The 23,596-nt window shown below is 68.1% G+C and carries 20 protein-coding genes; 11 read left to right on the top strand and 9 right to left on the bottom strand.

The genetic code is table 11. The features are described from left to right. A partial coding sequence (locus B1A74_RS14590; RefSeq protein WP_425274674.1) for a glycogen/starch synthase occupies positions 1 to 150 on the bottom strand: 150 nt, incomplete at its 3' end. Between the two features lie 62 nt (positions 151 to 212). Here B1A74_RS14590 and pgi point away from each other — a divergent pair. Continuing rightward, the gene (gene pgi, locus B1A74_RS06270; RefSeq protein WP_077244102.1) at positions 213 to 1,874 is read left to right on the top strand and encodes a glucose-6-phosphate isomerase; all 1,662 of its coding nucleotides are present in this window, start codon (positions 213 to 215) and stop codon (positions 1,872 to 1,874) included. Positions 1,875 to 1,905: 31 nt separating this feature from the next. Here the strand turns inward: pgi and B1A74_RS06265 are convergent, their stop codons facing one another. Further along, the gene (locus tag B1A74_RS06265) at positions 1,906 to 2,784 is read right to left on the bottom strand and encodes a bifunctional nuclease family protein (RefSeq protein ID WP_024328476.1); all 879 of its coding nucleotides are present in this window, start codon (positions 2,782 to 2,784) and stop codon (positions 1,906 to 1,908) included. 156 nt (positions 2,785 to 2,940) lie between these two features. On the opposite strand from B1A74_RS06265, the gene B1A74_RS06260 reads away from it, so the two are divergent. Then, positions 2,941 to 3,549: a DUF938 domain-containing protein gene (locus B1A74_RS06260; RefSeq protein WP_024328477.1), complete on the top strand. Its 609-nt coding sequence runs from the start codon at positions 2,941 to 2,943 to the stop codon at positions 3,547 to 3,549. 243 nt (positions 3,550 to 3,792) lie between these two features. After that, the gene (locus tag B1A74_RS06255; protein ID WP_019641719.1) at positions 3,793 to 4,419 is read left to right on the top strand and encodes a peroxiredoxin; all 627 of its coding nucleotides are present in this window, start codon (positions 3,793 to 3,795) and stop codon (positions 4,417 to 4,419) included. Positions 4,420 to 4,533: 114 nt separating this feature from the next. Here B1A74_RS06255 and B1A74_RS06250 read toward each other — a convergent pair whose 3' ends face one another. Further along, positions 4,534 to 5,373 (bottom strand): SDR family oxidoreductase, encoded by an 840-nt coding sequence (locus B1A74_RS06250; protein ID WP_024328478.1) that lies wholly within the window; start codon positions 5,371 to 5,373, stop codon positions 4,534 to 4,536. 95 nt (positions 5,374 to 5,468) lie between these two features. On the opposite strand from B1A74_RS06250, the gene B1A74_RS06245 reads away from it, so the two are divergent. Continuing rightward, positions 5,469 to 5,882, top strand: coding sequence for a YchJ family protein (locus B1A74_RS06245; protein ID WP_018946535.1), 414 nt, complete (start codon positions 5,469 to 5,471; stop codon positions 5,880 to 5,882). Beyond that, on the top strand, positions 5,879 to 6,526 hold the full coding sequence (locus B1A74_RS06240; RefSeq protein WP_018946534.1) for a DNA-J related domain-containing protein: 648 nt from the start codon (positions 5,879 to 5,881) through the stop codon (positions 6,524 to 6,526). The genes B1A74_RS06245 and B1A74_RS06240 overlap by 4 nt, the downstream gene beginning before the upstream one ends. A 26-nt stretch (positions 6,527 to 6,552) precedes the next feature. On the opposite strand, the gene B1A74_RS06235 is transcribed toward B1A74_RS06240, so the two are convergent. Then, positions 6,553 to 7,344, bottom strand: coding sequence for a ferredoxin--NADP reductase (locus B1A74_RS06235; RefSeq protein ID WP_077244101.1), 792 nt, complete (start codon positions 7,342 to 7,344; stop codon positions 6,553 to 6,555). Between the two features lie 129 nt (positions 7,345 to 7,473). Next, entirely contained in the window at positions 7,474 to 9,894 is a 2,421-nt protein-coding gene (locus B1A74_RS06230; RefSeq protein WP_077244100.1) for a bifunctional diguanylate cyclase/phosphodiesterase, read from the bottom strand. A 191-nt stretch (positions 9,895 to 10,085) separates the two neighbouring features. Here B1A74_RS06230 and clpB point away from each other — a divergent pair, with 191 nt between their 5' ends. Beyond that, on the top strand, positions 10,086 to 12,668 hold the full coding sequence (gene clpB / locus B1A74_RS06225) for an ATP-dependent chaperone ClpB (protein WP_077244099.1): 2,583 nt from the start codon (positions 10,086 to 10,088) through the stop codon (positions 12,666 to 12,668). Between the two features lie 380 nt (positions 12,669 to 13,048). Here the strand turns inward: clpB and B1A74_RS06215 are convergent, their stop codons facing one another. Continuing rightward, positions 13,049 to 14,299: a PQQ-dependent sugar dehydrogenase gene (locus B1A74_RS06215; protein ID WP_077244098.1), complete on the bottom strand. Its 1,251-nt coding sequence runs from the start codon at positions 14,297 to 14,299 to the stop codon at positions 13,049 to 13,051. A 161-nt stretch (positions 14,300 to 14,460) separates the two neighbouring features. Here B1A74_RS06215 and B1A74_RS06210 point away from each other — a divergent pair, with 161 nt between their 5' ends. Continuing rightward, positions 14,461 to 14,838, top strand: coding sequence for a hypothetical protein (locus B1A74_RS06210; RefSeq protein WP_244269180.1), 378 nt, complete (start codon positions 14,461 to 14,463; stop codon positions 14,836 to 14,838). Positions 14,839 to 14,871: 33 nt separating this feature from the next. Here B1A74_RS06210 and gdhA read toward each other — a convergent pair whose 3' ends face one another. Continuing rightward, on the bottom strand, positions 14,872 to 16,221 hold the full coding sequence (gene gdhA / locus B1A74_RS06205; RefSeq protein ID WP_077244096.1) for an NADP-specific glutamate dehydrogenase: 1,350 nt from the start codon (positions 16,219 to 16,221) through the stop codon (positions 14,872 to 14,874). 249 nt (positions 16,222 to 16,470) lie between these two features. Here gdhA and B1A74_RS06200 point away from each other — a divergent pair, with 249 nt between their 5' ends. The 4 genes from B1A74_RS06200 to B1A74_RS06185 all read left to right on the top strand — a co-directional run bounded on the left by B1A74_RS06200 (position 16,471) and on the right by B1A74_RS06185 (position 21,105). Further along, positions 16,471 to 17,760: an alpha/beta fold hydrolase gene (locus B1A74_RS06200; protein WP_425274673.1), complete on the top strand. Its 1,290-nt coding sequence runs from the start codon at positions 16,471 to 16,473 to the stop codon at positions 17,758 to 17,760. 64 nt (positions 17,761 to 17,824) lie between these two features. Next, on the top strand, positions 17,825 to 18,997 hold the full coding sequence (locus B1A74_RS06195; protein ID WP_018946528.1) for a zinc-binding metallopeptidase family protein: 1,173 nt from the start codon (positions 17,825 to 17,827) through the stop codon (positions 18,995 to 18,997). A 35-nt stretch (positions 18,998 to 19,032) separates the two neighbouring features. After that, a complete protein-coding gene (locus B1A74_RS06190; protein ID WP_077244095.1) occupies positions 19,033 to 20,709 on the top strand; it encodes a BCCT family transporter in 1,677 nt (558 codons plus the stop codon). 105 nt (positions 20,710 to 20,814) lie between these two features. Continuing rightward, a complete protein-coding gene (locus tag B1A74_RS06185; RefSeq protein WP_018871131.1) occupies positions 20,815 to 21,105 on the top strand; it encodes a hypothetical protein in 291 nt (96 codons plus the stop codon). A 36-nt stretch (positions 21,106 to 21,141) separates the two neighbouring features. Here B1A74_RS06185 and B1A74_RS06180 read toward each other — a convergent pair whose 3' ends face one another. Together B1A74_RS06180 and B1A74_RS06175 are read right to left on the bottom strand one after the other, a co-directional pair. Continuing rightward, positions 21,142 to 21,714 carry a hypothetical protein gene (locus tag B1A74_RS06180; protein WP_018946525.1) on the bottom strand — a complete coding sequence of 191 codons (573 nt, stop codon included), beginning with the start codon at positions 21,712 to 21,714 and terminating at the stop codon, positions 21,142 to 21,144. An 83-nt stretch (positions 21,715 to 21,797) separates the two neighbouring features. Then, positions 21,798 to 23,486 (bottom strand): putative bifunctional diguanylate cyclase/phosphodiesterase, encoded by a 1,689-nt coding sequence (locus B1A74_RS06175; protein WP_077244094.1) that lies wholly within the window; start codon positions 23,484 to 23,486, stop codon positions 21,798 to 21,800. Between the last annotated feature and the right edge of the window lie 110 nt (positions 23,487 to 23,596).

Below are 23,596 nucleotides of genomic sequence, written 5' to 3'. Positions count from 1 at the left end.
GGCGACAGGCAGGCTGGCGCTGACATCGGCGAGACCGCCGGTCTTGACCAGTCCGAAGACCTCGCTGGTGGCGAAAAGGATGCGCATGACGGCTTCTCCGTAACGAGACGTTGAGTGTAACGCAGCCGGTCCCGGTGAATGGCAATGCAGGCTGACGGCTGCCGGGTGGCGGATTATGCTGTATCGACACCCCCCGACGTCGAGGTAGCCGCATGAACCGTTCCCACCGAATCGCCGCGCGCGAGGTCCTGCAGAACGAAGCCCGGCGCCTGGAGCCGGAGCATCTGCGCGAGCTGCTGGAGCGCGAGCCGGAACGGGTGGAGCGCGATGTCTGCGAGGTGGCCGGCCTGCGCCTGGACTGGACGCGCCAGCGGCTGGATGCTCGAGCCTGGGAAGGCCTGTTCGATGCGGCCCGCGCGGCGGGCATCCCGGCCGCGCTGGAGCATCTCTTCGGGGGCGAGCGGGTCAATGTCACCGAGGGGCGCGCGGCTCTGCACACCGCGCTGCGGTTGCCGCGCGAAGCGCGCTGCGAGGTGGACGGCGAGGACGTGGTGCCGGTGGTGCATGAGGTCCTGGACCGAATGGAGGCGTTCGTGACGGCGGTGCACGACGGGACGCACCGGGGATTCAGCGGACGGCCGATCGAGGCGGTGGTGAACATCGGGATCGGGGGCTCCGATCTGGGGCCGCGCATGGTCTGTCGCGCGCTTGCCGACCATGCATGCCCGGCTGCCGGGGGAAGCCCGCTGGACATGCATTTCGTTTCCAATGTCGACGGCGAGGCCCTGTCCCGGGTGCTGCGCGAAGTGGATCCGGAGACTACGCTGTTCGTGGTCGCCTCCAAGACCTTCACGACTCAGGAGACCCTGACCAACGCCCGTGCGGCCCGCGAGTGGCTGGTGGAGCATGCGGCCGGCGATGCGTCCGCGGTCGCGGCTCATTTTGTGGCGGTTTCCACCGCGCGCGAGCGCGTCGAGGCCTTCGGTATCTCGCCCGAACGCATGTTCGGTTTCTGGGACTGGGTCGGCGGTCGCTATTCGGTGTGGTCGGCGATCGGCCTGCCGGTAGCCCTGATGCTGGGGATGGAGGGCTTCCGCCGCTTCCTGGCGGGGGCCCACAAGATGGACGAGCACGTGCGCACCGCTACGGTGGAAGACAATGCCGCGGCGCGCATGGCCCTGGTGGACCTGTGGAATCAGGACACCCAGGGGGCGGAATCGCGCGCGGTGCTGCCCTACGACGAGCGGCTGTACTTCCTGCCGCCGTATCTGCAGCAGGCGGAGATGGAGAGCCTGGGCAAGCGGGTGCGGCTGGACGGCACGCCGGTGGAAGGGCATACCGGGGCGCTGGTCTGGGGCGCAGTGGGCACCGACGGGCAGCATGCGTTCTATCAGTTGCTGCATCAGGGTACGCGGCGGGTTCCGGCGGAATTCGTCGGCGTTGCGCGCGCCGAACACGACCTGCCGGAACAGCACCCCATGCTGCTGGCCAATCTGGTGGCCCAGGCCGAGGCGCTCGCCCTGGGGCGCAGCGAGGACGAGGCCCGGGCGGAGATGGCCGCCGCCGGTCGCGATGCGGCCGAGATCGAGGCGCTGGCGGCGCATCGCAGCTTCCCCGGCGACCGGCCGAGCACGCTGATCCTGCTGGAAGACCTGGATCCGGAGCGCCTGGGGGCGCTGATCGCCCTGTTCGAGCACAAGATCTACGTGCTTGCGAGCCTGTGGGAGATCAACGCCTTCGATCAGTGGGGCGTGGAGCTGGGCAAGCAGCTGGCCGGCCGGGTGCTGGCGGACCTGGACCCGGCCGGCGAGCCGGGTCCGCACGACCCGGCGACCGCCGCCAGCATCGACTGGCTGCGCCGGCACATGCGCTGAAGCGCCCGCGGAGGGACCCGGCGGCGCGCGTTCAGGCCTGAATCGCGTCTTCGTCGTCCGGCAGCACCGGGACGTCGGTGGGCAGCGTGATGGTGTGGGTCTCGCCGTCCAGCCAGAAGCGCAGTTCGGCTTCTTCCTCGTCCGGGGTGGTTCCCACGGCCTCGAGGAAGTCGATCGGGGTTTCCGGGCTGCGTCCGTTGACCTCCAGGATCAGCGCGCCCTGCTCCAGGCCGGCCTCGGCGGCGGCTCCCTCGGCACGGCTGACGAGGACGCCGGCCTCGTCCGGCAGGCCCAGGGCCTCGCGCAGATCCGCACGGGCCTCGATCACGGTGATGCCCAGCGCGGTGACGATCTCGTCGTCACCGGGGGGCTGGAAATCGAAGGGGACGTCGGCCTCGAGGATTTCCGGTGCCACCGCGATGGGCGCGCCGGTGCGCACCGCCAGTGCGAGGGCGTCGCTGGGCCGCGCGTCGATCCGGCGTGGTGCCCCCTCGCCGGGGACACGCAGTTCCAGCATGCCGAGGTAGGTGCCGTCTTCCAGCCCGTCCACGATGGCCCGTTCGAGCTTCGCATCCAGTTCTGTCATCAGGCTGACCATCAGGTCGTGGGTCATCGGTCGGGGCACGTCGACCTCCTGCATGGCCAGCAGGATGGCGCGGGCCTGGTCGGTTCCGATGACGATGGGTACCACCTCCCCGGATTCGGGGTCGCGCAGCAGCGCAATGGGCAGGCCGCTGTGCGAGTCCACCCCCACGGTGGCCAGCTCCACCGGCAGGAGGGTGTCCGGGTCGCTGGCCGGCTCGCGTGCGTCGGCGTGGGAGGTGGCGGCCACGGCGCCGAGGAGCAGCCCCAGGGCGGCGGCCCATGCAGCGATCCGGGAGCGGGCGGGACGATGCGGGTAGCGGGACATGGGGCTCTCCGTGAAAAGGGACCTGAATACGGATCATGGCAGTCCCGCACCCGCGGGGTCCATCGCGGACCTGAGGAACGTGCGGTCTTGCACGTGGCCGCTCCGGGCGTCGTTTATGCTGGGCCGGAACCCGCGCACCGCAGACCGGAGAACCCCATGGAAGTGACGCAGCGCCCGTATGCCCCGGCGGCCGAACAGAACCGCGAGCCGATCCTGGAGGTCCTGGAACGGTGGTTCATCCGTCCGGGTGCGCTGCTGGAGCTGGGGGCGGGGACCGGCCAGCACGCGGCTTTCATGGCGCCGCGCCTGGGACATCTGCAGTGGCTGCCCACCGATGTCGCCGAACACCTGCCGGGGATCGAGGCGTGGCGGCGCGAGGCGGCGGCGCCCAACCTGCAGCCGCCGCGCGCCCTCGACGTCGCCGCTGATCCCTGGCCGGATGGTCCGTTTCGTTACGTCTACAGCGCGAACACGGTCCACATCCTGCACTGGTCGGGGGTGGAGGCGCTGTTCGCCGGGGTCGCCCGGGTTCTGGAACCGGACGGGCTGTTCGCGCTGTACGGGCCGTTCGCGCACGACGGGGAGCACACGGCCGAATCCAATGCGCGCTTCGACCGTTCTCTGCGCCAGCAGGACCCGGGCATGGGGGTGCGCGATCGCGCCGATCTGGACGCGCTGGCGCAGGCACATGGCCTGAGCCGGGAGGCGGTGGTGGACATGCCGGTGAACAACCAGATCCTGATCTGGCGGCGGGATCCGGTCTGAGCCGTACGGTTTGTGGACCGGGTCATGGTCCGGCGGGAACTTCGGGCGAGGTGGCGACACCAATGGTTGACCATGAAATGGCCATGGAAATGGATCCAGGGCGACTCATAGGATTAGGCGATCGGTGTGATTGATATAATAGAATTCACATCATAAGAATTCGCCGATATAGTGATGCACATGATCGATAACGATCATCTGCCACTAACCGAATCAACGGAACCAAGCAAAGGAGATAGCGATATGACGCTTCGTCTGGGCGATACCGCACCGAACTTCCAGGTCGACACCACCACCGGCAAGATCGACTTCCACGAGTGGATCGGCGATTCCTGGTGCTTCTTCTTCAGCCACCCGGCCGACTTCACCCCGGTGTGCACCACCGAGATGGGTCGCACCGCGCAGCTCGCGAAGCAGTTCGCGGACCGCAACGTGAAGCCGCTGGGCCTGTCCACCGACACGGTGGAAGAGCACAACAAGTGGATCGAGGACGTGAACGACACGCAGAACACGACCCTCGAATTCCCGATCGTCGCCGACGCCGACAAGAAGATCTCGGAACTCTACGAGATGATCCACCCCGGCGAGAGCGACACCGCGGCGGTGCGTTCGGTCTACATCATTGATCCGAACAAGAAGATCCGTCTGATGATGACCTACCCGATGTCGCTGGGCCGCAACTTCGACGAGATCCTGCGTGCCATCGACGGCCTGCAGACCGCTGACAAGCACGGCATCGCGACGCCGGCCGACTGGACCCCGGGTGACAAGGTGATCATCCCGCCGACGGTCAGCAACGAAGAAGCGCAGAAGAAGTTCCCGCAGGGCTTCGACGAGATCCGCTCGTACCTGCGCTACACCAAGGTCTGAACCTCCGGGTTCCGACCACCGGTCCCGGGGTTCTGCCTCCCCGGGCCGGGTCTCTCCGGGCCCCTCCGGTTCTGCCGGGCGGGGCCTTTTTTGTGTGTGCGGCGCGCGTGGGTTTCAGGGCAGCAGCGGGGCGAAGCCGGCCCGATAGTCGGGATACCGGAAGCGGTAGCCGGAGTCCTGCAGGCGCCGGCTGTCGCAGCGCCGGCCGCGGGCCCCGTCGCGGGCATCCACGCGGTGGACCGCCGCGTCTGCCGGCAGGGTGCCCAGGCGCGCGGCGAGCCAGTGCAGCACTTCGCTTTTCAGGGCCGGTTCGGTGTCCACGCCGAGATAGACCGGATCGGGATCGGCCAGCGTGAACAGGTGGTGCAGGATGCCGACCGCATCATCGCGGTGGATGCGGTTGGTCCACGTCGGCGGTTCGTCATCGCCCAGCTGGCCGGCGCGCGCCAGATCCAGCATGCGTTCGCGCCCCGGTCCGTAGATCCCGCCCAGGCGCAGGCGGATGCCACGGTACGGCGAGGCCTCCAGCAGGCGTTCGGCCTCCAGCAGGCGGCGTCCGGAGAAGCGTTGTGGCAGGGCGGGGGTGTCTTCGTCGACCCGGCTGCCGTCATCGACGCCGTAGACGCCGGTGGACGACACGAAGATCACGCGTTCCGGCTGCAGGCCCTGGCGCTCCAGGGCGCCCAGCGCGTGCTGCAGGGCGTCGACATAGGCGCGCCGGTAGCCGGTGTCGTCCATCTGGTCGGGGGTGGTGATGAAATACACCGCCCGGGTCGAGCGCGGCAGCTCCGGCAGGCCGTCGGGGTCCGTCAGGTCCCCCTGCAGCGGCCGGATCCATCCGGGCAGGCGTTCGGGATGGCGCCGCAGACCCCAGACCCGGTGTCCGGCGTCGTGCAGCCGGCCGGCCAGCCCGGTGCCCAGGTCTCCGCAGCCGAGGATCAGTATATCGTCCATGCGGTTCACTCCGGTGTGGCTGGGGGTTACGCTACTCCCCTGCTCCGGCGTTGGGGGATTTCCCGCGTCCTGATCATTTTTTCTCGGGGGTCGAGATGGGTCGCCGCAAGCCGAAACCGGACAGCGTGAACTGCCCCTGCGGGTCCGGTCGCCCGCGTGAGCGGTGCTGCGGGCCGCGCATCGATGGCACGGCCCCGGCGGAGACCGCCGAGGCGCTGATGCGCTCGCGCTACACCGCCTACACCGAGCATAACGAGGCCTACATCCTGGCGACCTGGGATCCGCAGACCCGCCCGGCCTCGCTGGAGCTGGACCCGGACCGGCGCTGGCTCGGGCTGAGTGTGCGCGGCAGCGAAGCCGGCGGCCCCGACGACACCGCCGGGAGGGTCGAATTCGTCGCCCGCGCGCGGCTGCACGGCCAGGGCATGCGGCTGCACGAACGCAGCCGGTTCCGGCGAATCGACGGCCACTGGTACTACATCGACGGCGACACGCCGGACGCCTCGTGAACCCCGTCGTCGCTGCCGCCGCGGATGCGCGTACCGGGGTGGATACCGAGGTCGATCCGGGGCTGCTGGCGGCGGTGGAGCGGGGCGTGCGTGCGCAGGCTGCGGGACAGACCGAGCACGCGCTGATCGCCCGCCTGCGCGACGCTGGCGTGGTGCCCTTCGCCGGGGCCGACCTGCGTGAACCGCTGGGGCTGTTCCGCACCCATTTCCTGCTGTTTCACTGCCTCTATCGCCTGCGCGACCGGCTGGCGGCCGAAGGCGAATGGCTGCGCATCCATTGCCTGGATATCGGCATTCAGGCGCGGGCCACGGACGGCGCGGGGGCCGCGGCAACCGCCGGCACGGTCTCCGCGGCCCTGGTGCGCGAGGACCCTTTGCGGGCCTATTACCTCGACCTGAGCACTCTGGATCACATGGATGCGGCCGCGGTGCAGGCCCTGCTGGACGGCTTCTGGCGGCGGATGGACGGCGGCGACCGCCGGGCAGCGGCGCTGGCGGTGCTGGAGCTGGCGGATCCGGTGGACGACGCGGAGATCCAGTCCCGCTACCGCCGCCTGGCCCAGCGCCACCACCCCGACCGGGGTGGCGACACGGCCACCCTGCAGCGCCTCAACGAGGCGCGCTGGATCCTGCTGGGCGACTGACACGTCTCGCTCCGCCGCCGGAGGGCTCAGTCGTCGGCGTCGTCCATGGTGGTCACGAAGGCCTGTTCCACGGTGTAGGTGCCGGTCCCCTTGTAGCTGGTCTGTACCCAGCCGTGCTCCTCGAGCCACTGGCTCATCTCGCGGTTCATCGCCGGGTTGCCGCACAGCATCACGCGATCCTGTTCCGGGTCCGCCGGCGGCAGATCCAGCGCCCGGAACAGCTCGCCCGAGCGGAACAGTTCGGCGCCGCGCTGGTTGTTGTCGAACGGCTGCTGCGCCACCGGGCAGGCGAAGTCGTGATCCTCGCGGGTTACGGTGGGCATGTAACGGAAGCGATCGCTGATCTTTGCTTCCAGCTCCTCGCGATAGGCCAGTTCCTCCACGGTGCGCACGCTGTGCACGAGGATGACCCGTTCGAAATGTTCGAACACCTCGTCGCCGCGGACCAGGGAGACGAACGGCGCGATGCCGGTGCCCGTGGCCAGCATGTACAGGTGCCGCCCGGGCTGCACGTAATCCACCGTCAGCGAGCCGGTGACCTTGGTATTGATCCAGATCGAGTCGCCCGGTTCGACATGGGCGAGGCGGCTGGTCAGGTCACCGTCGGGCACGTGGATGCTGAGGAACTCGAGCTCCTCGCTGGACGGGTCCGACACGATCGAATAGGCGCGCGGGATCAGTTTGCCCTCCGGGCGCAGGCCCAGTGTCACGAACTGGCCATTGCGGAATTCGAAGCCCTCCGGCCGCGTGGTGGTGAAGCTGAAGGTCTTGTCCGACCAGTGGTGCAGGGACGTGATCTGCTGTTCCGAGTAGGGCATGACGGGGCTATTCTCCGAGTGATCTGGTCAACAATTTAACAGGCGGAGGAAAGAGGTGCCCAATGAGCGGGCTTGCGCCGGGGCCATGCAGCGAAACACGGGGATCCCCGGCAGACAACCGCTCGTTGGTCAGGACGAAGTGCGAAGGTCCTGCAGGCAGTCGCGCAGGGGACGCGGACGGGCGATGTGATAACCCTGCACGTAGTCCAGACCGATGGCGCGCAGCCGTTCCATGCCCTCGGCGTCCTCCACCCCTTCGGCGATGGTGTGCAGACCCAGAACACGGCCCACCCGGTGGATGGCCGTGACCATGGCCGCATCCACCGGGTCCTGAGCGATCCCGCGGACGAAACTGCCGTCGATCTTGAGGAAGTCCACCGAGAGTTTCTTCAGATAACCGAAAGAGGACAGCCCCGAGCCGAAGTCGTCCAGCGAGAAATGACAGCCAAGATAGCGCAGTGCGCGGATCAGGCTGATCGCCTGGTCGTGATTGGAGATCGCCGCGGTTTCGGTGATCTCGAAGGTCACGCGCCGCGGGGCGATGCCGTGGTGCGACAGGCGGTCGGCGATGAAGTCCAGCATCTCCGGCTGGGCCAGCGACTGGCCCGACAGGTTGATGGCCACCGGGATCGAGTCGTCCGGGTGCGTGGTCAGCTCGATCAGCACCGCCTCGATTACGTGACGGTCGATCTCGGGCATCAGGTGGTAGCGTTCGGCTGCCGGAATGAATGCCCCGGGCGCGATGAGCTCGCCCTGCTCGTCCTGCAGCCGCACCAGTACCTCGAAATGGTCCAGGCTGTGTCCGGCGGCCGGGTCCAGACGCTGAATGGGCTGGGCAAAGGGGACGAAACGGGCCTGTTCCAGGGCGTCGCGAATGCGCCCCACCCATTCCATCTCGCCGTGGCGCTGGCGCAGGCGATCATCGCCCTCGCGCCACAGGTACACCGTGTTGCGCCCGGTTTCCTTGGCGGCGTAGCAGGCCGAATCGGCCTGGCTGAGAAGGATGTTCAGATCCTTCTGCGCCCCGTACACCGGGACCAGGCCGATGGATACCCCGATGTCGAAGCGCCGGCCCTCCCATTCGAAGCGCAGATCGCGCACCGTGTCGATGATTTCCTCCGCAATCTCCTGCGCGCGCTCCACCGGACAGTGGTTAAGCAGCAGGCCGAATTCGTCACCACCCAGGCGCGCCAGGGTGTCGCTCTCCCGGATGTGCCGGGGCAGCAGCTCGGCCAGGCGCTGTAACAGGGCATCGCCGGCCAGGTGGCCGCAGGTATCGTTGACGATCTTGAACTGGTCCAGGTCCATGTAGCACAGCACATGCGGTGTCCTGTGCCGGCCCGGAATTGACAGGGCCGACTCCACCCGGCGCTCGAACTCCCGACGGTTGAACAGTTCGGTCAGGTCATCGTGGGTCGCCTGGTGGTTGAGGCGGCTGGTCATGTCCGACAGGGCGGTCATGTCCTGCAGCACGATGACCGCGCCCGTGACGTCTCCATCCGTTGCTCCGCCCAGGGGCGAGACCGTGGCCCGCACGTGGCAGGGGCCCGCGCAGATTTCCAGGCGACCTTCCGGGTACTCCAGGGGCCGGCCCCAGCGCAGACAGCGCGCCGCGAGGGGTGTCGCGCTGTCCTGGCCGGGTTCCAGGAGACCGATCGTGCGATCCGCATCGGCGTCCAGGACGTTCGCCCGGTCCACGTCCAGGAGCGCTTCGGCGGCCGGGTTGATGTACTGGATCCGGCCGTCGGCATCGGTCGTGATGACCCCGTCGGCCAGTGATTCCAGGGTGGTCGAGAGCCGGTCGCGTTCCGCTTCCAGGTGCCGTTCGGTAACGCGCAGGTCGGTCAGGTCGTAGGCCACGCCGATCACGCCCGAGATCACGCCGTCCGGGTCCGCGGTCGGGGTCCAGCTGATGTTGAGGCGGCGGCCATCGAGATCGAATTCACTGGCGAAGTGCTCGCCCGCGAGGGCGCGACGCAGGTCCTGCGGCACCTGCGGATGGTCCGCCCAGCGTTCGAAGGCGTTCACGCCCACCAGGTCGTGGTTGTTCAGCCCCAGGCCGTACAGGCCGGCGCCCTCTGACAGCGTGATGTAGCCGTCGGCATCGAGGGAGAACAGGATCAGCGGAGCATTGGCGACGGTGACCTCCAGCTGGCTTTCGAGGTCATGCAGGGTCTGCTCCGAGATGCGCTGGCCGGTGATGTCGCGCAGGGTGGTGAAGACTTCGATATCGTCGTCGTGTTCCACCGCGCGGGTACGGACCTCCGCCGGGAAATGGCTGCCGTCCGGACGCCGCATGCGGGTCTCGAAGCGTGCGGGCAGGTAATGCGCCGGATTTTCGTGAACGCGCCGGACATCGTCGGGCGAGGCTTCCATGTCCAGTGCGGTGATGCTCCGGCCGTCGAGCTCCCCGGCGTCGGCGCAGTGAAAAAGCCGGCAGGCCGCCTGGTTGGCCGCCACCACATGCCCGGCTCGATCAAGGACCAGGTGAGCCTCGGGCGCCTGCTCGAAAAGGTTGCGGTAGCGTTGGGAGTCCGGCGGAGGTGACATCGCGGTTGTCGGGTGACGGGCTGGATCACTGACGATACAGAGTGCCCGGGCCGCTGTCAGATCCCGTACCATGACCGGGGGAGTCCGGTCATTTCGACAGGGAATTTGCGGGTTCGGTCTTGAAGCGGGGGGCGGCGGCCCCATCGTTCGGGTCAGTTGCCAATTTTGAAGCGAGGATCAATCCGATGCGAATGGATCGCCTGACGACCAAATTCCAGAGCGCGATCTCCGACGCCCAGTCGCTGGCGGTGGGCCGGGATCATCAGTTCATTGAACCGGCCCACCTGCTGCTGGCCATGCTGGATCAGGAGGGCGGCACCACCCGCCACGTGCTCGACCGTGCCGGGGTCAACGTGCGCCAGCTGCGCTCCGCGCTGGGCGAGGCGCTGGATCGCATGCCGAAGGTAGAGGGTGCCGCCGGCGACGTGCACGTGTCCAGCGACCTGGGGCGCATGCTCAACGTGTGTGACAAGCTGGCCCAGGAGCGCAAGGACCAGTACATCCCCAGCGAGCTGTTTCTCCTCGCCGCCATCGACGAGAAGGCCGGCGTGGGCGAGATGCTGCGCAATGCCGGGGCCAACAAGGATTCCATCGAGGACGCGGTGGACCAGATCCGCGGCGGCGCCCAGGTGGACGACCCCAATGCCGAGGAGAACCGGCAGGCGCTGGAGAAATACACCACCGACCTGACCGAACGTGCGGAGCAGGGCAAGCTGGATCCGGTGATCGGGCGTGACGAGGAGATCCGTCGCTCGGTGCAGGTGCTGCAGCGGCGAACCAAGAACAACCCGGTGCTGATCGGCGAGCCCGGGGTCGGCAAGACCGCGATCGTCGAGGGCCTGGCCCAGCGCATCGTCAACGGCGAGGTGCCCGAGGGGCTCAAGGACAAGCGCGTGCTGGCGCTGGACATGGGCTCGCTGCTGGCCGGGGCCAAGTACCGCGGCGATTTTGAGGAACGCCTGAAGTCGGTGCTCAACGAGATCTCGCAGGAAGAGGGTCGCGTGATCCTGTTCATTGACGAGATCCACACCCTGGTGGGCGCCGGCAAGGCCGAGGGCGCGATGGACGCCGGCAACATGCTCAAGCCGGCGCTGGCGCGTGGCGAGCTGCACTGCATCGGCGCCACCACGCTCAACGAATACCGCGAAAACATCGAGAAGGACGCCGCGCTGGAGCGCCGCTTCCAGAAGGTGCTGGTGGACGAGCCGAGCCAGGAGGATACCATCGCCATCCTGCGCGGGCTGAAGGAACGCTACGAGGTGCACCACGGGATCGAGATCACCGACCCGGCAATCGTCGCCGCGGCGCAGCTGTCGCAGCGCTACATCACCGACCGCCAGCTGCCGGACAAGGCGATCGACCTGATCGACGAGGCCAGTTCGCGCATCCGCATGGAGATTGACTCCAAGCCCGAGTCCATGGACCGGCTGGAGCGGCGCCTGATTCAGCTGAAGATCGAGCGCGAGGCGCTGAACAAGGAATCCGACGAGGCCTCGAAGAAGCGCCTGGGCACGCTGGAGGAGGAGATCGAGCGCCTGGAGCGCGAGTACTCCGACCTGGAAGAGGTGTGGAAGTCCGAGAAGGCCTCGGTCTCCGGCGCCGCGCAGCTCAAGGAAGAACTGGAGCGGGCGCGTCAGGAGCTGGAGACCGCGCGGCGTGCCGGTGACCTGTCGCGCATGTCCGAGCTGCAGTACGGGAAGATCCCGGATCTGGAGAAGTCCCTGGCCATGGCCCACGAGATGGAGAGCCAGGAGACCCGGCTGCTGCGCAACAAGGTGACCGACGAGGAAGTCGCCGAGGTCGTCTCGCGCTGGACCGGGATCCCGGTGGCGAAGATGCTGGAGGGCGAGAAGGACAAGCTGCTGCGCATGGAAGAGGCCATCGGCGAGCGCGTGGTCGGCCAGAACGAGGCGGTCACCGCCGTGGCCAACGCCATCCGCCGTTCACGCGCCGGGCTGGCGGATCCCAACCGTCCGAACGGCTCGTTCCTGTTCCTGGGCCCCACCGGCGTCGGCAAGACCGAGCTGACCAAGTCGCTGGCCGGCTTCCTGTTCGACACCGAGGAGGCCATGGTGCGCATCGACATGTCGGAGTTCATGGAGAAGCATTCCGTGGCGCGGCTGATCGGGGCGCCTCCGGGCTATGTCGGATACGAGGAGGGCGGCTATCTGACCGAGGCCGTGCGCCGCAAGCCGTATTCCGTGATCCTGCTGGACGAGGTCGAGAAGGCGCATCCGGACGTGTTCAACGTGCTGCTGCAGGTGCTGGATGACGGCCGCCTGACCGACGGTCACGGGCGTACCGTGGACTTCCGCAACACGGTGATCGTGATGACCTCCAACCTGGGCTCGCAGCAGATCCAGGAGATGGCCGGCGAGGACAACTACGATCGCATGAAGGGCGCGGTGATGGAGATCGTCGGGCAGCACTTCCGGCCCGAGTTCATCAACCGCGTGGACGACGTGGTGGTCTTCCACCCGCTGGAGCGCGAGCAGATCCGTGCGATCACCGAGATCCAGCTGCGCTATCTGCGCGAACGCCTGGAGGAGCGCGAACTGGGGCTGGAGGTCTCCGACGCGGCGCTGGATCACCTCGGCGAGGCGGGCTTCGACCCGGTGTACGGGGCGCGGCCGCTGAAGCGGGCGATCCAGACCCAGCTGGAGAACCCGCTGGCGCAGCAGCTGCTGTCCGGCGAGTTCGTCTCCGGCGACACCATCCGCGTGGACATGGAGGGCGGGGCCCTGCGCTTCGTCAAGCACGCCGAGGCGGCCTGAGCCGCCCCGGTTCGTCCCGACTCCGACTCCACTTCACAGGGATGACATGAAGGCCCGCCATGTGCGGGCCTTTCTGCGTCCGGGCCGGTTGTCGGCCAGGGAAACACTGATCAATGTACACGCTCGCGTTGGTGCCCCGGGTTTTCCGAGACAAGGCGCGGTACGCAGCCGGTAGTGGTTCTACCGGCAAGGGCCGCAACGCAGGATCGGGGAACCCGGGGTGCCAACCCCCACAAGTTATTGAATGCAGGGGCTCGGCCGCTTTTGCGCGCGCACGGCGTTGCGGCTCCCTTGTGCAGAATGACTGCACGGCGGTCGCCGCGCCTTGTTCCCACGCAAAAGCGACTCGAGCGCGAGCGTGTACATTGATCAGTGTTTCCCTAGTCCGCCGGGTCCAGGCGGTACAGGCCGCTGTCGCCGTGGTCGGTGATCACGTACAGATGGCCGTCCGGCCCCATGGCAACGTCGCGGATGCGTCCCGGGGTGCCGTCGAGGATGACCTCGTCCTCGATGACCTCGTCGCCGTCCACCCGCAGGCGCCACAGCTGGCCGCGCACCAGCGAGCCGGCGAACAGGTCATCTTCCCAGGCCCTCACCGGTCCGCCCTGGTAAACGGTCAGGCCGGACGGGGCGAACGAGTCTTCCCAGTAGAAGATCGGCTCGTTGACCCCGGGGGCCTGACGTCCGATCCCGACGGCCTCGCCGGTGGAGTATTCGTCGCCGAAGGCGACCTGCGGCCAGCCGTAATTGGCCCCGGCCTCCAGGCGATGCAGCAGGTCACCGCCGGACGGACCGTGTTCGGTGGTCCACAGCTCGCCGGTCTCCGGGTGCCGGACCATGCCCTGGTTATTGCGATGACCGAAGGAGTAGATCTCCGGCAGCGGGCCGGCCGGATCGGCCGCATCCGCGAACGGGTTGTCGTCGGGTACCCGGCCGTCTTCGGTCAGGCGGATCATGGCGCCGCCCGGGTCGCGCACGTTCTGCGAGGGATGGCGCAGGCCGCGGTCCCCGATGCTGAAGATCACCGTGCCGTCGCCGGGGAACAGGATGCGCGAGCCGTAGTGCCGGCCGGGGTCGTAGCGCGGGGTCTGCGCGTACAGGGTCTCGCGGTCCTCGAGCTCGGTGCCGTCGTCGCTCAGGCGGGCCCGCGCCAGCGCGGTCCCGGTGCCGTAGTCGGCGTCGCCGACTACGCTGTCGGTGTCTCCGGGGCTGGAATAGGTGAAGTAGATCCAGCCGTTTTCGGCGTAATCCGGATGCACCGCGACATCCAGCAGGCCGCCCTGGCTGCCGCCCTCGGGGGCGGTCCTCTGGGTTGCTTCAGCCTCGATGGCGGGCAGATTGCCGATCTCGGTGGCCTCGTCCCCGTCGATCAGCCACAGCCGACCGGGACGTTCGGTGATGAGCTTGCGCCCGTCGGGCAGCCAGTCCACCGCCCAGGCGTGTTCCAGCCCCTCGACCACGCGGACCACGTCCAGCTCGGTGGCATCGGTGGTGAGTCCGGAGGCCACGGTTTCGTCGCTGACCGCGACCCCGGCGCCGGCAGCCGTGCTGGCCGAGAGCAGGGCCACGGCCAGGCCGCCCGCACCGGCGCGGCGGGCCGTGGGGCGCTTGTTCGGGAAAGCTGTCTGCATCGCGCATGCCTCCGTCTTTCTGACTGGATCTGTCATCCTGAAACCGCATGGGCGGGGTTGCAAACGCGGACATGCGCCGGGACGCGGTTTCGCTTAATCTGGCCGGACTGCCCCGGTGGCAGAGTGCGATTTACCCACGGACACCTACGGAAGGGTTGCTCATGGAACAGAATGGATGGCGTACCCCCGCTGCGCCCGCACAACGGCCGATGCCCGAGCAGAGGCAATCGGGCCCGGGCATCGGCTCGTTTGTGGTCAGTGCCACCTGCGCGGTGCTGATGTTCCTGCTGCTGGTCGTGGCCGGCATGCTGGAACTGTCGACCCCGGGCGGTCTGGACGAGGAATCCGCAGAGGCCATGTTGATCGGCATGTTCATGTTTCTGCTGATGGGCGGACTGCTGGTGGGGCTCGGTCTCGGGATCGGCGGGCTGCTGCAGCGGGAGCGCCGGAAGACCTTCGCGATCCTGGGAACGGTGCTGGCCGCGGGCACGCTGCTGCTCACCATCGGGATCTTGCTGCTGGGAATGATGCTGGCATGAGGGCCCGGCGCCGGGAGCGCCGGGCCCGGGAGCTCAGATGTGGCCCATGGCCTCCATGGCGCGGGCGACCTTGACGAAGCCGGCGATGTTGGCACCGGCCGAGTAGTTGCCCGGCGAGCCGTATTCTTCGGCCGTCTCGAAGCAGGTCTGGTGGATGTTCGCCATGATCTCCTGCAGGCGTGCCTCGGTGTATTCGAAGGTCCAGGAGTCGCGGCTGGCGTTCTGCTGCATTTCCAGCGCGCTGGTGGCTACGCCGCCGGCGTTGGCGGCCTTGCCGGGACCGAAGGCGATGCCCGCCTCGCGGAAGGTCTGAATGCCCTCCGGGGTTACCGGCATGTTGGCGCCTTCGGCGACCGCGATGCAGCCGTTTTCGACCAGCGCCTTCGCGTCCTTGCCGGTCAGTTCGTTCTGCGTGGCGCAGGGCAGGGCGACCTCGCAGGGGATCTCCCAGATGCAGCCGTTTTCGCGGTATTTCGCGCTCGGCTTGCGTTCGGCGTAGTCCGAGACCGGGCCGCGTTCACGCTCCTTGATCTGACGCAGCAGGTCCAGATCCAGGCCGTCCTCGTCGAGGATCACGCCACGCGAGTCCGAACAGGCGATGACCTTCGCGCCCAGCTGCTGTGCCTTCTGCGTGGCGAAGACCGCCACGTTGCCGGCACCCGAGATCACTACCCGCTTGCCTTCGAGGGAGTCGTTGCGGGCCTTGAGCATCTCCTGGGTGAAGAACACCGCACCGTAGCCGGTGGCCTCGGTGCGCGCGCGGCTGCCGCCCCAGTCCAGACCCTTGCCGGTGAACACGCCCGATTCGAAGCGGTTGGTCAGGCGCTTGTACTGCCCGAACATGTAGCCGACCTCGCGCTGGCCGACGCCGATGTCGCCGGCGGGGACGTCGGTGTATTCGCCGAGGTAGCGATACATCTCGGTGATCAGGCTCTGGCAGAAGCGCATGATCTCGCCGTCGGAGCGGCCCTTGGGATCGAAGTCGCTGCCGCCCTTGCCGCCGCCGATCGGCAGCCCGGTAAGCGCATTCTTGAAGACCTGGGAGAAGCCGAGAAACTTGACGATCCCCAGATACACCGATGGATGGAAGCGGATGCCGCCCTTGTACGGCCCCAGCGCGCTGTTGAACTGCACGCGGAAGGCACGGTTGATCTGCAGTTCGCCGCGATCGTCCTGCCAGGGCACGCGGAAGATGATCTGGCGTTCCGGTTCGCAGATGCGCTGGATGATCTTCAGGTCGGCGAATTCCGGGTACTTGACCAGAACCGGGCCCAGGGTCTGCAGCACCCCGTGCACGGACTGGTGAAACTCCGTCTCGCCCGGGTTGCGGTGCAGGACTTCCTGATAAATCGGCTCGAGTTTCTCGTCGAGACTTCCGTTCATGAGTGTCTTCCTGTGTGAATCATGGGCGCGCATTAAGGCATAAGCTGCTACCCGGGACAATCCTGTCTGCTCTTTTGTGGTGCAGAATGCACATGGATGGTGCGGGCTGGACGGCCGGCGCGTGGCGCGGGAACATGCCCGGAATGGAAGCGTCAGGGCCCGCCGTAGGCCGGGTCAAAGGATGAAACCATGGATGAGCGGGCAGGGGTGCGTGACGTGTTCCGCCGGGCGATGTGGCGGCTTGCGTGGATGCCTGTGCTGCTGGCCGTGGCGGTGGCCGGGACCGGCTGCACCCTGCTGGAGGCGCGCGGCCAGTTTGCCGCGATGCAGGGGGGCTGCGTACTGGAGGGCCGCATCGCCGGGGCCGGAGCGCTTGGCAAGGATCCGGACGACGGGGCCTACGTGGTGCTGGCGGTGCGCGAGCGCGGTCAAGGGTTGCCGCCGGAGGTGGTGGATCACGTGCTCACTGGGTCCGGCGGGCAGTGGTTCTTTGCCCTCGAACCGGGCGTGTGGTCGGTGCTGGGTTACTGGCAGGATGGCCGCGATGCGGAGGCCGTGCCCGTGGCCGCCCATGCCTGGGAGCGCGGTGCAACGCTCGATTGCGGCGCCGGCGAGCGCTACCTGGACGAGCGCATCCGGGTCGACGACCCCGCGAGGCGGATCGAGGGGGTTTTCGCCGAGGGCGGTCTGGCGTTCGCGGGCGCGGCGGCGGAACGGGTGGAACACGAGGATGGTTCGCTGCCCAGCCTCGGGCGGGTTACGGCCTTCGGTCTTGTCACCACGCTGGCGGACCCGCGATTCGATCCGGCGATTGCCGCCGCCAGTCAGTGGCGGCCACTGGATTTCGTCCGCGACGGCCACACGGGGGTGTATTTCCTCGATGGTCCCTACGATTCCTCGCGCGAGCCGGTGCTGTTCATCCATGGCATGAACGGTTCGCCCGTCTCTTTCGAGGCGCTGGTGGAGGACCTGGATACCCGCCGTTTCCAGCCCTGGGCTTATTACTACCCGTCGGGTGTCCCGCTGGAAGCGGCCGCGGTGCACCTGGCCCAGGTGATGGAGGAGCTGGAGCTGCGCCACGACCTGGAACGGTATCATGTGGTGGCGCACAGCATGGGCGGTCTGGTGGCGCGCGGTTTCCTGCTGGAGCGCGAGCGCCGCGGCGCGCCTGCCCGGGTGCCGCGGCTGGTGACCCTGGCCACGCCCTGGGGAGGCCACCGGATGGCCGCGACCGGGGTCGCGCATGCGCCGGTCGTGGTGCCGGTCTGGCGTGACATGGCGCCGGGCAGCGAATTTCTGGAAGGCCTGTTCGCCGGCTCGGTCGGGATCCCGGCCGAGATGCACCTGCTGTTCGCGCATCGTCGGGACAGCGGGCGCAGCCGCGAACTTACCGACGGCGTGGTGAGCCTCGAGAGCATGTTGCGGCCGGAGGCCCAGGCGGCGGCTGCGAGTCTCTACGGGGTGGATGCCACGCATGCCGGCATCCTCGAGCATCCGCGTACCCTGGAACGGGTGCGGACGCTGCTCGAGGGGCCCTGACGCGGGGCGCCGGAGGGCGTACTCTGGGGCGGTACCGGCAGACCGGGAGCAGCGGGGAATATCCATGCAGTTGTTCGAGTGCGAGGCCTGTGGCCTTGCGGTGCATTTCGACAATACCTGCTGCACCCGCTGCGGCCACCGTCTGGGTTTTCTGCCCGACCGCATGCGGGTGGCGGCCCTGGCCCCGGTCGGGGCGGGCACCGACCGGCATGGCCGCGAGGTTCCGGAAGGATGGTGGCAAATAGCCGGGGAGCCGGATGGCCAGCGCTATCGGCAGTGTCGGCATTATGCGGTGGACGGCATCTGCAACTGGATGGTGCCGGAGTCGGATCCGGATCCGTTCTGCCGCGCATGCCGTCTCAACCGGACCATCCCCGATCTGAGTGTTCCCGGGAACCGGACCCTGTGGGCGCGTCTGGAGGCTGAGAAGAGGCGTCTGGTCTATGGCCTGCTGCGGCTCGGTCTGCCGGTGACGCCGAAACGCGATGATCCCGCGGGCCTGGCGTTCGATTTCCTGGCGTCCACCGCGCCGGCCTTTCAGGAAGGCGGCGGCGTGGTGACCGGGCATGCCGGCGGTCTCATCACCCTGGATATCGCCGAGGCCGATCCGGCGGTGCGCGAGCGCATGCGCGAGGCGATGGCCGAGCCCTATCGCACCATTCTGGGGCATTTCCGCCACGAGAGCGGCCACCATTACTGGGAACGCCTGGTGCGCGGTGGCCCGGCGCACGAGGATTTCCGCCGGGTGTTCGGCGACGAGCGCGCCGATTATGATGCCGCGCTGCGCCGGCATTATCGCGAGGGGCCGCCGGCCGACTGGCAGGAGCGCTTCGTCAGTGCCTATGCCAGTGCTCATCCGTGGGAGGACTGGGCGGAGACCTGGGCGCACTATCTGCACATCGTGGATACCCTGGACACCGCGCGGGCCTATGGCCTCGAGGTTGGCGCCGAGGGGCTGGCCGGGTCGGCGATGAGCCACGCGCCGGACTATGATCCCTATCATGCCCCGGACATCGATACCCTGATGGATCACTGGCTGCCGCTGACCAATGCCCTCAACAGCCTCAACCGCAGCATGGGGCACGGCCACATCTACCCGTTCACGCTGACCCCGGCCGCGATTGCGAAGCTGCGGTGGGTCCATGCGATCATTCGGGCCGCGCGCGAAGCGTCGGGACCGGGGCCCGGGACGGGGCCGGCCGGCGAGTCGTTCGCGTCCCGGCGGTCATCCGCCTGACCCGCCCGCGCCGGACCCGGAAACCAGGGGAGCCCATGTACAACGTTGCCACTCGCGGTCCGTTCAAGGGCCTGAATCCCCGAGTCGCCTTCGTCTCCATCGGTGCCGTGCTGATCATCGTGGCGCTGGCGATTTACCGTACCGATCAGGTCGATTCCGCGGTCAGCGGGGCACGCGATTTCCTCAGTCCCCTGCTGGAGTGGTATTACGTCGCCGCCATGGCCTTCTTCCTGGTCCTGGTAATCTGGCTGGGCATCGGCCGTTACAAGGACGTCCGTCTGGGGCATGACGACGAGGTCCCCGAGTTCACTACCCTGTCCTGGCTGGCGATGCTGTTCGCCGCGGGCATGGGCGTGGGGCTGCTGTTCTGGGCGGTGGCCGAGCCCCTCAGTCACTATGGCGGCAATCCGTTCGTGGCCGGCGACGGCGACCCCGCGGCGGCGGACATGTCCATGGTGCTGACCTATTTCCACTGGGGGCTGAACGCATGGGCGGTGTTCGCGCTTCTGGCGCTGATGCTGGCCTATTTCGGCTTTCGTCGTGGCCAGCCGCTGGCCCTGCGCTCGGCCCTGCACCCGATGCTGGGCAAGTACGTGCATGGCTGGCCGGGTGACATCGTCGACCTGCTGGCGATCCTCGCGACGGTATTCGGCATCGCCACCACCCTGGGCCTGGGCATCCAGCAGCTGGGGTCGGGACTGGACCACCTCACCGGGATGGGCACCTCGGCGACCACCGAGGTGGTGATCACCGCGGTGCTCACGGTGATCGCGGTGCTGTCGGTGGCGACCGGGCTGCAGTCCGGCGTGCAGCGGATCTCGCAGGCCAACATGTGGCTCAGCGCAGGGCTGCTCGCGCTGCTGCTGATCTGGGGGCCGACCCAGTACCTGCTGGCGCTGGTGGTGCAGTCCACCGGCTCCTATCTGCAGAACCTGATGGGGCTGTCGCTGTACACCCATGCCCACCATACCGACGGCTGGCATGCCGACTGGACGGTCTTCTACTGGGGCTGGTGGCTGGCCTGGGCGCCGTTCGTCGGGCTGTTCATCGCGCGCATATCGCGCGGGCGCACCCTGCGCGAGTTCGTGATGGGCGTGCTGCTGATGCCGACCCTGATCACCTTCGTGTGGCTGGGGCTGCTGGGCGGGACCGCGCTGTACGCCGAATCCGAGGGGGTGGCCGGCATCGCTGTCGCGGTCAGCGAGGACATGACCCGGGCCACCTTCCTGACCATGGAGACCCTGGAGCCGGGGCTGGTCGCGATCGGCGGCAGCATACTGGTGACCGTGCTGATCGCGACCTACCTGCTGACCTCCGCGAACGCCGGGATCGTGGTCATCAACACCCTTCTGGCGCACGGCTCCACCGAACATCGCACGGTGCACCTGGCGACCTGGGGCGGGGCGATGGGCCTGCTGACCGCGGTGCTGCTGCTGGCCGGCGGGCTGGAAGTGCTGCAGAGCGCGGTCATCCTGGCGGCCCTGCCGTTCTCGCTGGTGATGCTGGTGATGGTCGTCGGGCTGATCCGCGGGCTGGAGGAGGAGCGGTGGGCACCGCGTCCCGGCGAGCACAACATCGTGCCCTCCGAGCCCTGGCAGGTCCCGCCTGACCGGGCCTACGAGGATTTCGACGTGGAGGACGACGCCCCGCTGGCGGAGCATTCGTCCGACGATGATCGCGACGACGAGGGCTGGCGCTCGCGTCAGGGCTGATCAGTGTTTCCCTAAAGGCCCGTCGCTGCACGGGCGGACTTTCGGTGCTTCCGGGCATGGCTTAGGGTTGCGCGCAAACTTTGAGTGTGAATGGAGAATCCGGAAATGAGCGACGAAACCCTGCAGCTGTCCGGCGAACTGATCCAGAAGGTTCAGGGCGTCTTGGCCGAGGCCGATCCGCGTGCCCAGCAGCCGCTGGTGGCCGTGCAGTACCTGAGTGCGATCACCGGCTTTCTGCTGGCGCAGATGCCCGAGTCGGTGGATGAACGCAAGGATTACCTCAAGCAGCTCGCCGCCTTCACCGAATCGGTGTTCGACGACGTGGAAGGCCAGAAGCAGCAGCAGCCCGCCGCCCCGCAGGAAGCCAGCGGCGTGTGGCGCCCCGGCGACGACTGAGCCGGCGGTTGGCGACGGGGACGCCGGGGCGGCCGGTCAGTCCTCGTCGTCCTGACGGCGCTGCCGCATCTGCCGCAGCATTGCCTCCTGTTCGTTGAAGCTGGGCATGCGGCGTTTCCCCCCGGCATCGCGATCGCGGTCGTTGGCACCGGCGGGGCCCGGCTGGCCCGGGCGTTCGCCTTCCTTGACCTCCTGGTATTCCTGCAGCTCGCGCCGGGCGTCCTCGTCGGAGGTGTAGCGTCCGCGATAGTCCTGCGGCGGGCGGTCGCCCTTGCGCAGGAAGGCCCGCATCCGCAGTTCCTTGTTGTAGCGCGTCACGCGACGGTCGATCCACACCAGGTCGAAGGCCGCCAGCGCGGCGACCGGGGCCGCCGGGAGCAGCCACCAGAGTCCGGGTACGAGGACGGCGAGGGCGGCGGTGGCCGCGCTGCCGGCGATGAACGCCACCGCACCGACGGGTTCGTGGAGATAGAAACGGTGCCCGCCGACGGGGAACAGCAGCCACGCGGCATAGGCTGCCGGCCGCGAGCGCATGGTGCTGGCCAGCCGGGCGTTGACCGCCTGCAGCCCGCCACCTTCCAGATCGAGTTTCTTCCAGGCCTTGCTCATGCGGCGCAGTCTAGGGAAACGCCGGGCAATGTGCACATTCGCACTGGTGGCCCGGGTTTTCCGGGAGACCCGTCCCCGGCTCCTCAGGTGGCCGGCGCCGGCACTGGCGGCGAATTCGCGTGTGTCCAGCGGATCACGTCGTCCAGCGGCATTGGCCGGGCGATGCCGTACCCCTGAACCGCATCGCAGCCCAGCTGGTGCAGCTCGTTCAGGGTCTCTTCGTCCTCCACGCCCTCGGCCACCACCTGCAGCCCGAGGTCGTGTCCCAGACCAATGGCCGCGCGGGTGATCTGAGCGTCGACGGGACGCCGGGTCATCTCGCGCACGAACGCCTGGTCGAGCTTGAGTGCGTGCACCGGCAGTCGGCGCAGGTAGGACAGCGACGCCTGGCCGGTGCCAAAGTCGTCGATCGCCACGTCGACTCCGGCGTTCTGCAGGCGGTCGAGGGCGGCGATGACCTCCTCGGGGTTGGCCATGACCGCGGTCTCGGTGAATTCCAGCTCCAGGTCGCGGGGTGACAGACCGGCCTCCCGGATGATCGCGAGCACGCGCTCGGCGAACTCGGGATCGAGGAAATTCCGGGCGGACACGTTCACGCTCACCGGCACGTCGATCCCGGATTCGCGCAGGCGCAGTGTGTCGGCGGCCGCGCGTTCCAGCAGTTCGCGGGTCAGCGGGTGGATCAGGCCGGTGTGTTCGGCCTGCGGCATGAACTCGTCGGGCGGGATATTCCCGAGTCGCGGGTGTTCCCAGCGCAGCAGGCCTTCCAGCCCGAGGAGGCGGCCGTCGTCGGGGTGGGTCTTGGGCTGATACCACAGGTGCAGCTGCTCGCGGCCGAGTGCCTCCTGCAGTTCGCCAAGACGCTCGACCGTGCGCCGCGAGCGCTCTTCCTGTTCGGCGTTCCAGACCCGGCAGGGAAGCCCGCTGATACGCGCTTCGTGCATGGCCATCCAGGCGCGGGTCAGCAAACCGGCAGGTTTTTCGCGAGGCCCGGTCGGAAAGGCCGTGACCCCGGCGTGTGCCCCCAGATAAACCGGGATGCCGCGAACCAGGAACGGGGCCTGCAGCCGCTCCACGGCCAGATGGGTGATCTCGGTGCAGGGCGCCTCGCCGTTGGCCGGAACGATCAGGGCGAAATGGTCGTCGTGGACATGGTAGAGGCGACTGCCGGTTTCCTTGGCTATGGTCTGCAGCCGCTGGCCGATGGCCTGCACCAGGTGGCGTTCGGCTTCCAGCCCCAGGGCGCTGACGGCATCCGCATAGTTGTCCATTCGCAGGCTCGCGAGCCATGCCGGCCGGGGGATGCCCGGTTCCGCCAGGTCGCGCTCCAGTGCCTGGCGGTTCGGCAGGCCGGTCAGCGGGTTGGCAAGCGCCTGGTCCACCAGGCGTCGCGCGTGCCCGTGGAGCTGGGCGAACATCCAGCCGGTGACCCCGCCGAGGAAGACATAGAGTCCCGCACGGGTGGTCCAGTTGAGCAGCGGCTGCATCTGCCCGGTGGTGGTGTCCAGGGGCATGAACGGGCCCAGGACCAGTCCGGCGAGCAGGCCCAGCGCGGCGCCGCCGCGCGGGCCGAAGATCGCGGCCCCGGCCAGGATCGGGATCAGGATGAAATTCAGGTAGGCGGTGGCGGTGCCGCCGGTGCGCAGGACCAGGGCGACCACGGCACCCATCTGGATGAGGATGAGTACCAGGGCGGCCAGCCGTCGGCCACCGGAAATCTCCAGCCAGGGTTCGGGCCGCCAGCGGGAGTCGAGCAGCTGTTGTATGTCCATGATGTCCCTTTCTGGAGTATTGCTGCAGCGGATGCAAGCGGGATCCCTGCGCCGGCATGTGCCGCGCGGGCAGTGGCACTGGTAGCATGCCGGTTTCCGGCGCGACAGGG

Origin of the sequence: Thioalkalivibrio halophilus (assembly GCF_001995255.1) — a bacterium.
Taxonomy (GTDB): domain Bacteria; phylum Pseudomonadota; class Gammaproteobacteria; order Ectothiorhodospirales; family Ectothiorhodospiraceae; genus Thioalkalivibrio; species Thioalkalivibrio halophilus.
The sequence above is the reverse complement of the archived record's forward strand: the minus strand, read 5'-3'. Positions and strand labels throughout refer to the sequence as shown.

Bases quoted from the DNA above. Each gene is read 5' to 3' on its own strand.
- pgi (WP_077244102.1), top strand. From the start codon at position 213: ATGAACCGTTCCCACCGAATCGCCGCGCGCGAGGTCCTGCAGAACGAA.
- B1A74_RS06265 (WP_024328476.1), bottom strand. From the start codon at position 2,784: ATGTCCCGCTACCCGCATCGTCCCGCCCGCTCCCGGATCGCTGCATGG.
- B1A74_RS06260 (WP_024328477.1), top strand. From the start codon at position 2,941: ATGGAAGTGACGCAGCGCCCGTATGCCCCGGCGGCCGAACAGAACCGC.
- B1A74_RS06255 (WP_019641719.1), top strand. From the start codon at position 3,793: ATGACGCTTCGTCTGGGCGATACCGCACCGAACTTCCAGGTCGACACC.
- B1A74_RS06250 (WP_024328478.1), bottom strand. From the start codon at position 5,373: ATGGACGATATACTGATCCTCGGCTGCGGAGACCTGGGCACCGGGCTG.
- B1A74_RS06245 (WP_018946535.1), top strand. From the start codon at position 5,469: ATGGGTCGCCGCAAGCCGAAACCGGACAGCGTGAACTGCCCCTGCGGG.
- B1A74_RS06235 (WP_077244101.1), bottom strand. From the start codon at position 7,344: ATGCCCTACTCGGAACAGCAGATCACGTCCCTGCACCACTGGTCGGAC.
- B1A74_RS06230 (WP_077244100.1), bottom strand. From the start codon at position 9,894: ATGTCACCTCCGCCGGACTCCCAACGCTACCGCAACCTTTTCGAGCAG.
- clpB (WP_077244099.1), top strand. From the start codon at position 10,086: ATGGATCGCCTGACGACCAAATTCCAGAGCGCGATCTCCGACGCCCAG.
- B1A74_RS06215 (WP_077244098.1), bottom strand. From the start codon at position 14,299: ATGCAGACAGCTTTCCCGAACAAGCGCCCCACGGCCCGCCGCGCCGGT.
- B1A74_RS06210 (WP_244269180.1), top strand. From the start codon at position 14,461: ATGGAACAGAATGGATGGCGTACCCCCGCTGCGCCCGCACAACGGCCG.
- gdhA (WP_077244096.1), bottom strand. From the start codon at position 16,221: ATGAACGGAAGTCTCGACGAGAAACTCGAGCCGATTTATCAGGAAGTC.
- B1A74_RS06200 (WP_425274673.1), top strand. From the start codon at position 16,471: ATGCCTGTGCTGCTGGCCGTGGCGGTGGCCGGGACCGGCTGCACCCTG.
- B1A74_RS06195 (WP_018946528.1), top strand. From the start codon at position 17,825: ATGCAGTTGTTCGAGTGCGAGGCCTGTGGCCTTGCGGTGCATTTCGAC.
- B1A74_RS06190 (WP_077244095.1), top strand. From the start codon at position 19,033: ATGTACAACGTTGCCACTCGCGGTCCGTTCAAGGGCCTGAATCCCCGA.
- B1A74_RS06185 (WP_018871131.1), top strand. From the start codon at position 20,815: ATGAGCGACGAAACCCTGCAGCTGTCCGGCGAACTGATCCAGAAGGTT.
- B1A74_RS06180 (WP_018946525.1), bottom strand. From the start codon at position 21,714: ATGAGCAAGGCCTGGAAGAAACTCGATCTGGAAGGTGGCGGGCTGCAG.
- B1A74_RS06175 (WP_077244094.1), bottom strand. From the start codon at position 23,486: ATGGACATACAACAGCTGCTCGACTCCCGCTGGCGGCCCGAACCCTGG.